The 12,280-nt window shown below is 74.0% G+C and carries 12 protein-coding genes; 3 read left to right on the top strand and 9 right to left on the bottom strand.

Annotated elements, in window-relative coordinates:
• Nucleotides 1-90 precede the first annotated feature (90 nt).
• From ACFWIC_RS18495 to ACFWIC_RS18480, 4 genes are all read right to left on the bottom strand, one after another.
• Nucleotides 91-333 carry an acyl carrier protein gene (locus ACFWIC_RS18495; RefSeq protein WP_030310143.1) on the bottom strand — a complete coding sequence of 81 codons (243 nt, stop codon included), beginning with the start codon at nt 331-333 and terminating at the stop codon, nt 91-93.
• A 79-nt stretch (nt 334-412) separates the two neighbouring features.
• Nucleotides 413-1,447 (bottom strand): beta-ketoacyl-ACP synthase III, encoded by a 1,035-nt coding sequence (locus ACFWIC_RS18490; RefSeq protein ID WP_329878987.1) that lies wholly within the window; start codon nt 1,445-1,447, stop codon nt 413-415.
• On the bottom strand, nt 1,444-2,415 hold the full coding sequence (locus ACFWIC_RS18485) for an ACP S-malonyltransferase (protein ID WP_329878986.1): 972 nt from the start codon (nt 2,413-2,415) through the stop codon (nt 1,444-1,446). The genes ACFWIC_RS18490 and ACFWIC_RS18485 overlap by 4 nt, the downstream gene beginning before the upstream one ends.
• A gap of 90 nt (nt 2,416-2,505) precedes the next feature.
• Entirely contained in the window at nt 2,506-3,702 is a 1,197-nt protein-coding gene (locus tag ACFWIC_RS18480; protein WP_329879032.1) for a helix-turn-helix domain-containing protein, read from the bottom strand.
• Between the two features lie 264 nt (nt 3,703-3,966).
• Here ACFWIC_RS18480 and ACFWIC_RS18475 point away from each other — a divergent pair, with 264 nt between their 5' ends.
• A complete protein-coding gene (locus ACFWIC_RS18475; RefSeq protein ID WP_380519419.1) occupies nt 3,967-4,743 on the top strand; it encodes a pirin family protein in 777 nt (258 codons plus the stop codon).
• 60 nt (nt 4,744-4,803) lie between these two features.
• Here the strand turns inward: ACFWIC_RS18475 and ACFWIC_RS18470 are convergent, their stop codons facing one another.
• Nucleotides 4,804-5,631, bottom strand: coding sequence for a serine hydrolase domain-containing protein (locus ACFWIC_RS18470; RefSeq protein WP_380360776.1), 828 nt, complete (start codon nt 5,629-5,631; stop codon nt 4,804-4,806).
• Nucleotides 5,632-5,739: 108 nt separating this feature from the next.
• On the opposite strand from ACFWIC_RS18470, the gene ACFWIC_RS18465 reads away from it, so the two are divergent.
• Nucleotides 5,740-6,201, top strand: coding sequence for a MerR family transcriptional regulator (locus ACFWIC_RS18465; RefSeq protein WP_380360778.1), 462 nt, complete (start codon nt 5,740-5,742; stop codon nt 6,199-6,201).
• Between the two features lie 93 nt (nt 6,202-6,294).
• On the opposite strand, the gene ACFWIC_RS18460 is transcribed toward ACFWIC_RS18465, so the two are convergent.
• A complete protein-coding gene (locus ACFWIC_RS18460; RefSeq protein WP_380360780.1) occupies nt 6,295-6,870 on the bottom strand; it encodes a TIGR03086 family metal-binding protein in 576 nt (191 codons plus the stop codon).
• A 99-nt stretch (nt 6,871-6,969) separates the two neighbouring features.
• On the opposite strand from ACFWIC_RS18460, the gene ACFWIC_RS18455 reads away from it, so the two are divergent.
• Nucleotides 6,970-7,947 carry a helix-turn-helix transcriptional regulator gene (locus ACFWIC_RS18455; RefSeq protein WP_380519417.1) on the top strand — a complete coding sequence of 326 codons (978 nt, stop codon included), beginning with the start codon at nt 6,970-6,972 and terminating at the stop codon, nt 7,945-7,947.
• Between the two features lie 50 nt (nt 7,948-7,997).
• On the opposite strand, the gene ACFWIC_RS18450 is transcribed toward ACFWIC_RS18455, so the two are convergent.
• The 3 genes from ACFWIC_RS18450 to ACFWIC_RS18440 all read right to left on the bottom strand — a co-directional run bounded on the left by ACFWIC_RS18450 (nt 7,998) and on the right by ACFWIC_RS18440 (nt 12,250).
• Entirely contained in the window at nt 7,998-9,209 is a 1,212-nt protein-coding gene (locus ACFWIC_RS18450) for an alpha/beta hydrolase (RefSeq protein ID WP_380519415.1), read from the bottom strand.
• A gap of 172 nt (nt 9,210-9,381) precedes the next feature.
• The gene (locus ACFWIC_RS18445; protein WP_329878979.1) at nt 9,382-9,789 is read right to left on the bottom strand and encodes an MmcQ/YjbR family DNA-binding protein; all 408 of its coding nucleotides are present in this window, start codon (nt 9,787-9,789) and stop codon (nt 9,382-9,384) included.
• Between the two features lie 97 nt (nt 9,790-9,886).
• Nucleotides 9,887-12,250, bottom strand: coding sequence for a Dyp-type peroxidase (locus ACFWIC_RS18440; RefSeq protein WP_380519413.1), 2,364 nt, complete (start codon nt 12,248-12,250; stop codon nt 9,887-9,889).
• Nucleotides 12,251-12,280 lie beyond the last annotated feature (30 nt).

Genomic DNA, 12,280 nt, shown 5'->3' with positions numbered 1-12,280 from the left:
CGGCCGGGCGCCCCGGTGGGGCGTCCCGGCCGGCGGGTCGGCCGACTCGGAGGGAGCCGGCCGATGTCAGGCGTCGAACGAGTCGACCGCTCAGGCGTTGGTGAGGATGTAGTTCACCGCGTCGCCGACGGTCTTCAGGTTCTTGACCTCGTCGTCCGGGATCTTGACGTCGAAGCGCTCTTCGGCGGCCACGACGACCTCGACCATGGACAGCGAGTCGACGTCCAGGTCATCGGTGAAGGACTTGTCGAGCTCGACGTCCTCGGTCGGGATGCCGGCGATCTCGTTGACGATCTCGGCGAGACCTTCCAGGACCTCGTCCTTGGTAGCCATACTGGCTGCTCCTCTTCGGTGTTGAATGCGGCCGCCCGGCGGACGGACGCAGGTTTGCGGATGGTTCGGGCGAAAACGCCTAGGGGAGCGTAACGACTGCCGCGGCGTAGACGAGACCCGCCCCGAACCCGATGATCAGTGCGAGGTCGCCGCTACGGGCCTCGCCGCTCTCCAGCATGCGTTCCATCGCCAGGGGGATGGAGGCCGCGGAGGTGTTGCCGGTCTCCGCGATGTCGCGGGCGACCGGCACGGACTCCGGGAGCTTCAGGGTCTTGATCATGGTGTCGGTGATACGCATGTTGGCCTGGTGCGGGATGAAGGCGCCGAGCTGGTCGGCGGTGATCCCGGCGGCGTCCAGCGCCTGCTGGGCCACCTTGGCCATCTCCCAGACCGCCCAGCGGAAGACCGACTGACCCTCCATCCGGAGGGCCGGCCACTTGGTCTCCTCGCCCGCGCCGTTGACGGCCCCCTCCTTGGCGAAGGCGGTGTCCCAGGCCTGGGTCTGCGAGATGACGTCCTTCTGCGAGCCGTCGGAGCCCCAGATGACCTTGCCGATGCCGGGCGTGTCGGACGGGCCGACGACCGCGGCGCCGGCGCCGTCACCGAAGATGAAGGCGGTCGAGCGGTCCGACTGGTCGGTCAGGTCGCTGAGCCGCTCCACGCCGATCACCAGCACGTACTCGGCGCTGCCGCCGCGGACCATGCCGTCCGCCAGGCCGAGACCGTAGCCGAAGCCGGCGCAGGCCGCCGAGATGTCGAAGGCCGGGGCGGTGCCGCACCCGAGCCGCTCGGCGATCTCGGTCGCGACGGCCGGGGTCTGCTTGAGGTGCGAGACGGTCGCGACGACCACGGCGCCGATCCGGTCGGGGGAGATCCCGGCCTGGGCGATGGCCTTGCCGGCGGCCTGCACCGACATCTCGGCGACGCTCTCCTCCGGGCCGGCCCAACGGCGCTCGGCGATCCCGCTGCGGGTGCGGATCCACTCGTCGGAGGAGTCGATCCAGGTCAGCACCTCGGCGTTGGGAATCACCCGGACCGGGCGGTAGCCGCCGACCCCGTGGATGCGCGAGTACTGCGCACCGGTGGTCGGACGGATCTGGGGGGTGTTGCTCATGCCTGCTGCTCCTGCTCCTGACCGCTGTGCTCCCGGCCCGGGCCGGCGTGCTCGGCGATGAGCGCGTGGGCCTTCTCCAGGTCGGCGGGGGTCTTGAGGGCAAGCGACGCCACACCCTTGAGGTTGCGCTTGACCAGTCCGGTGAGGGTGCCCGCCGGGGCGAGCTCGATGACGGCGGTCGCGCCCAGCTGCTGCAGGGTCTCCATGCAGAGGTCCCAGCGGACCGGGTTGGAGACCTGCGACACCAGGCGGCGCAGCAGCTCGTCGCCGGCCGCGACGACCTCGCCGTCCTGGTTGGACACGTACGTGATCCCCGGGTCGGCGACCGGCAGGGTCGGCGCCAGCTTGGCCAGCCGCTCGACACCCGGCGCCATGTGCGTGGTGTGGAACGCGCCCGCCACCTTGAGGGCGACCAGTCGCGCTCCGGCCGGCGGGTCCGCCCGGAGGGCGTCCAGCTGGGGCAGCGTGCCGGCCGCGACGATCTGGCCGCCGCCGTTGTTGTTGGCCGCGGTCAGGCCGTGTTCGGCCAGCTTGGCCGCGACGACCTCCGGGTCACCGCCCAGCAGGGCGGCCATCCCGGTCTCGACGGCCGCGGCGGCCTCGGCCATGGCGAGGCTGCGTTCGCGTACGAAGGTCAGTGCGTCGTGGGGGGTCAGCGCACCGGCGAAGGCGGCGGCGGTGATCTCACCGACGCTGTGGCCGGCCACCGCGCCGACCTGTGCGGTGGCGGTGTCCCCGTCCGGGAACAGCACGCCTGCGGTCACCAGGCCGGCGGCCACCAGCAGTGGCTGGGCGACGGCGGTGTCCTTGATCTCCTCGGCGGACGCCTCGGTCCCGGCGTGCACCAGGTCGAGCCCGGCGACCTCCGACCAGCCGCGGAGGCGGTCGGCGACACCGTCGAGCTCCAGCCAGGGGCTGAGGAAACCGGGGGTCTGGGCACCCTGTCCAGGGGCGACGATTACGAGCACGGTTCAACCCTCTCTCGCCGAGCGCCCGGGGGCGGGTAGGCGACGGTAACGAAGAAAAGCATCCCGGATTGTAAGGTCCCTACATCGGGCTCAGCCGGACTCTCCCGAGGCCGTGAGCCGCCCCAGCGCCAGTGCGATACGCAGGGTGAAGGCCGAACGAACGTCTGATGGAGCGTAGCCCGTGACGTCGGTCACACGTCGAAGCCGGTAGCGCACCGTGTTCGGGTGGACGAAGAGCATCCGGGCGGCGCCCTCCAGCGAGGACGCCTGCTCCAGGTAGACACTCAAGGTCTCCAGGAGTGCCGACCCGGCTTCGTCGAGCGGTGTGTAGATCTCCTCCACCAGCTGCTGGCGGGCCGCCTGGTCGCCGGCCAGCGCCCGCTCCGGCAGCAGGTCGTCGGCCAGGACCGGGCGCGGTGCGTCCGGCCAGGCCGGGCAGGCCCGCAGGCCGGCCGCGGCGGCGTGGGCCGAGCGGGTCGCCGACAGCAGGTCCGGCACGGTCGGGCCGACCACCACCGGGCCCGCGGCGAACTGGCCGATCAGCGCCCGGGCCGCGTGCACCGGCTCCTTGTCGCCACCGACCACCACCACCAGGCGCTTGCCCAGCACCCCGGTCAGCACGTGCAGCTTGGCGTAGCGCGCGGCCCGGCGGATCGCCTCGACCACGAGTTCGCTGTCACCGTCCGGAGCCGAGCCCATCACCACCCGGACCTGGCTCGGCTGGCCCCAGCCGAGCGCGGCGGCGCGCGAGAGCACACCCTCGTCGGCGTCCCCGGAGAGCAGCGAGTTGACCACCAGCGCCTCCAGCCGGGCGTCCCAGGCACCCCGGGCCTCGGCGGCCTGGGCGTACACCTGGGCGGTCGCGAAGGCGATCTCCCGGGCGTAGACCAGCACCGACTCGCGCATGTCCGCCTCGTCGCCGGGGGAGGCGACCTCCTCGATGGCCTCCTCCATCACCTCGATCGTGGTGCGGATCAGCTCGACCGTCTGGCGCAGGGTGATCGCCCTGGTCAGCTCGCGCGGCGCGGTGCCGAAGACGTCGGTGGAGATCGCCTGCGGGGCCTCCGGCTTGCGGTACCACTCGGTGAAGGCGGCGATGCCGGCCTGGGCGACCAGGCCGATCCAGGAGCGGTGCTCCGGCGGCATCCGCCGGTACCAGCCGAGCTGGTCGTCCATCCGCGCGATGGCGGCGGAGGCGAGCTTGCCCGAGGACTTCTCCAGCCGCTTGAGGGTCGCGACGCGGCGCTCCGCACGTTCGGCGGCGAGCCGGCGCTCCTGCGCGGTCAGGCGCGGGGCCGCCCGGCCGGGCCGGTCCCTCCCGGCGCCGGTCGTCGGGGCCTTCCCGCTCTTGTCGGGCTTGGCGGTCGGATCGCTCTTGGAGTTCGCGGAGGCGGCTGGCACAAGGACAAGACTGCCTCACCGGAGTGACTGCTTGTGCACGCCCCCCGGCGGAGCGGCACGGTGGCAACCGTCACAGTCGCGGGCCGACCGGCGCCGGCACCCCGTCCGGAGCGCCCGGGAACGCGCCCCGGACCACGCTACGGTGGGGCCGTGACCGACGCTCCCGCCCGTCCGCGCGCCGATCTGCGCCGGACCGCCGAACGCTACGTCTCCACCCCCGCCGAGGGCGTCGAGACCAGGCACGCCTTCTCGTTCTCCGGGCACTACGACCCGAGGAACACCCACTTCGGCGCGCTGCTCGCCTGCAACGAGGAACTTCTCTCCCCCGGCGCCGGGTACGACGAGCACAAGCACCGGGACACCGAGATCCTCACCTGGGTGCTGGAGGGTGCGCTGGCCCACCGGGACTCCGAGGGGCACGGCGGCGTGGTCCGCCCCGGCATGGTCCAGCGCCTGAGCGCGGGCTCCGGGGTCACCCACACCGAGCGGAACGTCGGCGGCGCCGGGGGCCCGGTCCGCTTCGTGCAGATGTGGCTGCAGCCGGACACCTTCGACGCGCCCCCGGCGTACGGGCTGCGCCGGGTGGAACCGGACACCGGCGGGTTGACGCTGCTCGCCTCCGGGCTGGCGCGGGACGCCGGGACGGACGCGCTGCGGCTGCGGCGCGGCGACGCCGCGCTCTGGCTGGTGACGGCAGGGCCGTGGCAGCCGCTGCCCGAGCTCCCGGCCGCCGCCTGGCGGTACGCCCACCTGACGACCGGTTCGCTCGGCTACCGCACGGTGCCCGGGCCGCAGGGCGGCGGCCGCTCGATGGTGCCGGGCGACAGCGTGCGGATCACCGGGGACGCCTTCGCCGCGCCGACGGCCGGCGAGAGCGGCGCCGAACTGCTCCTCTGGGAGATGCACTCGCCGGTCTCGTACGGCTGAGGGGGCGGGCGCGGGCGGGCACGGGCGGAGCCGCCCGGCCCGTCCGGGGCCGTCCGAGTCCTAGAGCTCGGCGAGCACCGCGTCGCTGAGCACCGGCCAGACCTCGGCGGCCCACGGCCCGAAGTCCCGGTCGGTGAGCGCGAGGCAGGAGACGCCGGCCTCCGGGTCGACCCAGAGGAAGGTGCCGGACTGCCCGAAGTGGCCGAAAGTGGCCGGGGAGTTGGCGGTGCCGGTCCAGTGCGGGGCCTTGCCGTCGCGGATCTCGAAGCCCAGGCCCCAGTCGTTCGGACGCCGGTGCCCGAAGCCGGGCAGCACGCCGCTGGTCCCCGGGAAGGCGACCTCACGGGTGGCGGCGGCCAGCGTGGACGGGTCCAGCAGCTTGGGCGACTGGAGCTCGGCGGCGAACAGGGCCAGGTCGGCGGCGGTGGAGAGCCCGCCGGCGCCGGCCGGCGCCCGGTGGGCGGTGTTGATCAGCGTCGAGCGCATGCCGAGCGGCTCGAAGAGGGCCTCCGCGGCGTACCGGCCGAAGTCGATGCCGGCGGCCTGCTGGAGGGCCTGCGCCAGGACGTCGAAGCCGGCGTTGGAGTAGAGCCGGCGGTTGCCGGGCTCGGCCATCACCTTGTGCTCGTCGAAGGCCAGGCCCGAGGTGTGGGCCAGCAGGTGACGCACGGTCGAGCCCTCCGGCCCGGCCGGGTCGTCCAGCTCGAAGACGCCCTCCTCGACGGCGACCAGCACGGCGTACGAGGTGAGCAGCTTGGTCACCGACGCCAGCGGGAACAGGTGGTCCTGCGGCCCGTACGTGCCCAGTACCGCGCCGTCCCCGCCCCGCACCACGGCCGCCGCCGCGTTCGGCACCGGCCAGTCCTCGATCTTCCGCAAGCTCTCCATGGGCCCGACTCTAACGGGGAGGCCCGGGCCGCCGGGATGGCAGGCTTGGCCGGAGTGCAGTCCAGGCCGTCGGCGCCGACGGCACCGTCCGCCACCGGGGGTTCCACCATGGCCGTGCCCGCACCGATCGACCTCGATCCGCGCACCTGCTCCGACGTCTTCCGCACGCCGGTCGGGGAGCCGGACCGGACGCCCCGGCACACCATCGGCGAGGTGGCGGCGGCCAGCGGGCTGACCGCCCACACCCTGCGCTGGTACGAGCGGATCGGCCTGCTGGACCCGGTGGACCGGTCCGCCTCCGGGCAGCGCCGCTACCACGACGCCGACCTGCACCGGCTGGCCTTCCTGGGCCGGCTGCGGCTGACCGGCATGACGGTGGCCGACATGCTGCGGTACGTGGAGCTGGCCCGCGAGGGCGACCGGACCCTGGAGGACCGGCGCGACCTGCTGCTCGCCCACCGGGAGGAGGTGCGGCAGCAGGTCGCGGACCTGCACGCGACCCTGGCCGTGCTCGACCACAAGATCGACCTGTACGCCGGGCGGATCGCCGGGAGCGGCCCCGCTCGGTAGCCCGGGCCCGGCGGGCCGGCGTTCGGCCGGGCCCGTCGGCCCGGGGTACGCCGGTTCAGCTGCGCCGGGGCGGGTGGCGGCGCGGGTGGCGGCTCAGACCTCGCGGCCGAGGAAGGCCGCGAGGCGGGTGTAGGGATCGGCGTCGGCCGGGGCGGGGAGGTCCGGGCCGAACGGGGCGCCCTCGCGCGGGCCGGTCGGCAGTACGGCCTCGGCGATCTCCAGGGCGGTCTCGGCCAGCCGCTCGTCCAGCGGGACGGTGCTGCCGAGCGCCCGGGAGATGTCCCAGCTGTGGGTGACGGTCTCCAGGATGTAGCCGCCCACCGCGGCCCGGCCCGGGACCTCGCCCCACGGCGCGGCGGTCGGGCGGTCCAGCCGGGCGTCCTCGGCCCACGCGGCGGTCGCCCGGGTCCGGGCCCGGTCGAGGGCGGCCGGCCAGGCGTCGTCGGCCAGGTCGCCGGTCATCGCCGCGACGTCCTCGGACCGCCCGCCCTCACCGAGGTAGGCGAACCGGTGGATACCGCCGACCACGTGGCCGAGCAGGGTCCGCAGGTCGTACTCGGTGCACGGGGTGGGCCGGTCGAGCGTCTCCGGGCCGGCTTCGGCGATCAGCTTCTCCAACTGACCGAGGGCGAGCAGGTACAGCGGGCGCGGGTCCTGGGTGGTGTCCATGCGGGATCAACTCCATCGGTACGGAGGGTTCTTCGTCTCGAAGGCAATCTCCCGGTAAAACCTGACATCCGGCGTCAGGATTTCTGCGATCCTCGTGCCATGAAGGCCGACCGCCTGCTCTCGATCCTGCTGCTGCTCCAGACCCGCGGCCGGGTGCCCGCCACCGAACTGGCCGAACGGCTGGAGGTGTCGGTCCGCACCATCTACCGCGACGTCGAGGCGCTCTCCACGGCCGGCGTCCCCGTCTACACCGAGCGTGGCCGGCACGGCGGCGTCAGCCTGCTGCCCGGCTACCGCACCGACGTCAGCGGACTGACCGCCGACGAGGCGCGTGCCCTGTTCGTGCTGTCCGCCCAGGGTGCGCACAGCGATCTCGGGCTGGACGGCGCGCTCGGTTCGGCCCTGCGCAAGGTGATGGCCGCACTGCCCGCCCCGCACCGCCCGGGCGCCGAGCGGATCAGCGAACGCATCCTGGTCGACCCGGCGCGCTGGCTGCAGGCCGGCGCCCCGCCCGGGCCCGATCTCGGCGAGCTGCAGTACGCCGTCTTCGCCGACCGCCGGTTGCGGCTGCGCTACCGGCACAGCGGCACCCCCGGGCCGGTGGAGTACACCGTCGACCCGTACGGCCTGGTCAGCAAGGCCGCGGTCTGGTACCTGGTGGCCGATCTGCAGGGCGAGCCGCGGCTGTTCCGGGCCGACCGGGTGCTGTACGCCGAGACCTCCGAGGAGCCGGCGCGCCGCCGTCCGGGGCTGGGCCTGGGCGCCGTCTGGGGCGTGCTGCGGGAGCAGGTGGAGCGGCTGCCCAAGGAGGTGAAGGTCGCGGTGCGGGTGCGGCGCGCGCGGCTGGACATGTTCGTCCGGATCCACGGCGGGCGGCTGGCCGCCCCGCCGCCCGAGTCCGGCGGCGGGGCGCCGGAGGACTGGGTCGAGCTCGGGCTGGGCTTCCAGTCGCTGCCGGCCGTCCGTGCGCTGCTCGCCTTCGGCGCGGACGCCGAGGTGCTCTCCCCGCCGGCCGCCCGCCGGGAGATGGCGAGGGCGGCCGCGGAAGCGGTCCGGCTCTACGTGGACGCGCGCTGACGGACCCGTGGCCGCGATCGTCCCGCCGGCCGCGATCACCCCGACCGCCGTCAGGCGCCGGCCGTCGGGCGGACCACGTTCTGGTAGTCGCCGAGCGCGACGGCCGCGAAGTTGTGCAGGCTGTCGGTGTCGGGGGTGAAGTAGCCGTTGTGACCGGCGGAGCGGGCCGAGGACACGTGCTCGGAGCCGAAGTCCGCCGAGGTCGGGTCGGCGCCGTGGCCGAGCCCGCCGAACTCCAGGTACGGCACGTTGCCGATCCAGTCGCTCTCGTTGCGGGTGGCCCAGACGTGCACTCCGGCGCCCAGCTCCGAGGTGCTCTCCACACCCATGCCGGGGGAGCCGAACACCACGACGTCGGTGATCCCGGAGGTGTCGGAGGGTGAGGCGGCGGCCCGGGGGATGTCGGGCGCGGCGGTGCCGCAGACCACCGATCCGTAGGAGTGGCAGAACAGCGCGGGCGGGGCCTGCGGCCGGGTCGTCTCCCGGAGCCCGGCGAGCAGTCGCCGCAGTCGCGGCGCCCCGACGTCGGCGAGCCGGGAGGTGACGGCGTCCGGGCCGAGGCCGGACGGCGTGACGTAACCGGTCCACGCGACCACCGCGGTCCGGGCGCCCGGGGACTGCCGGTGCTCCTCCGCGTACAGCGCGCGGGCCATCCCGGCGGGGGAGCGGAGCGGCTCGACCGCCTGGTCGAAGTGGCCGAGGTCGGCGTCCGAGCCGGGGACGATCACCGAGACCCGGTCGGCCGAGGCGAGGTCGCCCCAGACCTCGGTCAGCAGGCCGCGGCCGCGCGGGTCGAAGGCGAGGATCTGCCGCTCGGGGGCGAGCAGGCTCTCGACGTCGTTGGCGCGGGAGACCGCCAGCGCGTGCAGGTCGGAGTCGAGGTCCGGGTCGGCGGCGCGGGCCCGGGCACGGTCGCGCTCGGCGGCCAGTGCCACCCGGTTGGCCCGGTAGCGCAGGGCGAGCGGGGCGCCGTCGAAGTTGCCGACCACCAGCGGGTACGCCGAGACCAGCCGGTTCAGCTCGGCCTGGCCGAGCCCGGCGAAGAACTCGGCCGCGGTGGCCGCAGTGGTGGTGGCCGGGTCGGGGAGGTCGTGCCCGTAGGAGTGGTCCTCGACCCAGGCGAGACTGCCGGCCGGTGGTGTGGAGATGGCCAACTGTTCGGTGGCGGCAGCGGCTTGCGCTGCCGCCGCGCCCGCGTCGGCGAGTACCGCGCAGCCCGCGAAGGCACCGATCAGGACATGCTTCCACCGCCGACGGCGCATCGCCTCAACTCCCTGAGAGTCCCGTCACCGATCCGCGGGCGGGGCCCGAAGGGTGGTACGACTGCCAACTTCCAGCGCAAGCCTAGGGGCCCGGGAGAGGAGTGGGTGCACCTTAAACTGTGGGATGGATCACATGAACCGGAGATGACCGGACGGGCGTCACTCGTTCAGGCTATGCGTCGCCTCCGCCCGTCGACTTCGGCCTCCCCTTCGCCCGCGCCGGCTCCGCCGGCCCGGACTCCGGCCCGGCGCCGAACTCCCGGACCAGCCGCTTGGGCGCGGCGCGCCGCCAGGCCTCGGTCAGCAGGTCCCGCAGCTCGTCCCGGTCGACCAGGTCCAGCCGGACGCTCACCCAGCCGTGCCGCCCGACGTACGGGGCGCTGGAGAAGACCTCCGGCTCGGCGGCGAGCAGCTCGGCCTGGTCCTCCCGGGAGGCCTTGACGGTGACGGAGTCGCCGTCCGGGGAGCCCATCGCGAAGATCTTCGAGTCCACCCGGAGGGTCTCGGTCTCCCACGTGGGCTGCTGCGTCGCCTGCGGCAGGGCGAGGGCCATCGCCCGGAACTCGTCGAAGGTCACCATGGCCGCAGAGTAGGGCAGGGGTGCGACAGTCCGCCCCCCGGCGCCGGGTGGGCGCCGGGGGGCGGACGGGACGGCCGCCCGGGAGGGGCGGCCCGGGTCAGCTCAGCGAGTTCCAGCCGGAGCAGGAACGGTCGCCGCCGACCAGGCGGTCCGGGTGGCCGCTGCCGTCGGCCACCGAGATCCGGCGGTAGGTGTCGCCGTGGAACACCCAGTACTCGCTCTTGCCGCCGACCCGCTGCTGGTCGGGCACCGGGAGGAAGCAGTCCACCTTGCCGACGCCGTTCAGCGAGCCCCACTGGGAGAGTTCGCGGTCGGTGCGCTCCAGCACGTCGGTGTGCGCGGCGCCGTCGGCCACCGAGATCAGCCGGTACTGCTGGCGCCCGCCGGTGGTGTGGAACACCCAGTACCAGCTCTTCCCGCTGACCCGCTGCTGGTCGGGCACCGGGAGGAAGCAGTCGACCTGGCCGACGCCCTTCAGCGAGCCCCAGGAGGTGAGGTCGCGGTCCGGCCGCTCCAGCGTGCCGGCGTGGGTGCTGCCGCAGGTGAGCGAGACGGCCCGGTACTGCTGGCGTCCGCCGCTGCTGTGGAACACCCAGTACCAGCTCTTGCCGCCGGGGTTCTGCAGGTCGGGCATCGGCAGCACGCAGTCGAGCCGGGCGATGCCCTGGAGACAGGAGTGGCCGCTCAGCCGTCCGTCGCCCTTGACCACCCGGTCGGCGCCGGTGCCGTCGGAGACCGAGATCTTCCGGTACCGGTCGCCGTGGCAGACCCAGAACTCGCTCTGCCCGCCGCGCCGCCACCGGTCCGGGACGGCGACGATCTCGTCGCACGGGTACGCCCGGCCGGACTGCGGGGAGGTCTGGCCGCCCTGCTGGCCCTGCTGGTACTGGGTCTGGGTGCCGCCCTGGTTCTGGCCCTGCTGGCCCTGCTGGCCCTGCTGGCCCTGGGTGCTGCCCTGGCCGGTGAGCCGCCCGTCGCAGAGCGCCTTCAGGGTGCTGATCGACGGCGCGAAGGCGTAGACCGAGCCCTGGGTCTGGACGAACTGCTGGAAGCTCAGGGGCGTGTGCCTGACCGCGCCGTCCGAGCCGCGGCTCTCGAAGTCGACCTGGTCGGCCTGCTGGGTCACCGGGTCCTTGCCGGGCTCCGGGTTGCGGCCGGGCGGGAAGTCCGGCTGGTCCATCCAGTCGGCCTGGATGAACTCGAACTGCCGGGCGATGTCGGCCTGGTAGCAGACGAAGAGCAGGCCGCGCGGGTCGTCCGGACCGCCCGGGCCCTCGGAGGCCGGGTCGAACGGGTACCCGTACGGCGCGCCGCGCCGGATGATCCGCCGGCCGTCCAGGTCCCGGGCGTCGAGCGGCGGCACGCTCGGGTCGGGCGCCTGCAGGCCGGCCCGCGGGCTGGTCTTGCGCAGGTGGGAGAAGAGCGGGGTGGCCAGGCCCTCCAGGTCGTCCCGGAAGTCGAAGTCGTTGTCGGACGAGGCCGCCGGGTCGTTCGGGACGTCCCGGTCCTGGTGCTTGCAGACCGGCGCGCCGGAGCGCCAGCGGCCGACCAGCCGGGCGGCCAGCCACTCGGCGGTGGCGGACTCCGGGACGGCCTTGGCCTGCTTGAGCTCTTTCAGCTTGACCGAGACCTGGGCCCACCAGCCGGGCACGTCCTGGGACAGCCGGCGGACCACCTGGAAGGAGCCGTTGCGGGCCCACTCGGGGAACTCGGTGGCGCTGCCGGGGGCCGGCTGCTCGCCGACCACGAACTCGCCGGCCGGGACGATCCGGGTGCCCGGGTGTCCCTGGACCTCCTCGGGCCGGTTCGGGTCGGGCTGGTCGAAGAAGCGGACGCCGGGCTCGCTGATGCCGTCCTTGAAACCGAAGTGCTCCTTGCCGCGGCGGCTGCCCTTCAGGGTCTGGGCGTTCTGCTGGAACACGATCACGATCCGGTCGGTGGCGGCGGCCTCGCGCTGCGCCTCGACGGTGGTCCTCAGGTCCTCCTCGGTGTCCGAGGCGATCGTCAGCACCGCGTGCACCGGCTGGCTCTTCCCGTTCCCGAACAGCCAGTTCTCCGGGGAGTTGTCGCCGGTGTCGCCGAGCGCGCCGGCCCGCTTGGCCGATCCCTCCTTGAACGCCTCCAGGCCGGTGCCGGGCGGCGCTCCCTGCGGGAACGGGTCGGTCGCGGAGAGCTGACGCATGCCCTCGTAGGTCAGGCTGAGGCCCAGCCAGGTGGCCCGGAGCGTCCGGGGGTCGTCGCCGCCCGAGGACTTGCGGGCCTCGCTGAAGGCCGCGTTGAAGCCGGCGACCTGGCGGGTGGTGGCGATCTGCGGGGCGAGCCGGCGCAGCCAGTCGCGGGCCCGGGCGGCGTCCTCGAACTTGAGGAACAGCAGGGTGACGTTGTCCTTCTTGAAGCCGGCGACGATGTCGCCCTGGATCTCGTCGCTCTCGCGGAGTCTCAGATCCGTTGCCGTGGTCATGGGGGTTGTTCTCCTCGTCGCGCGTGGGAG

It is taken from the genome of Kitasatospora sp. NPDC127035, assembly GCF_042726075.1.
Classification (GTDB): domain Bacteria; phylum Actinomycetota; class Actinomycetes; order Streptomycetales; family Streptomycetaceae; genus Kitasatospora.
Note: the sequence above shows the minus strand (reverse complement) of the source record. Positions and strands in the feature narration are given on the sequence as shown.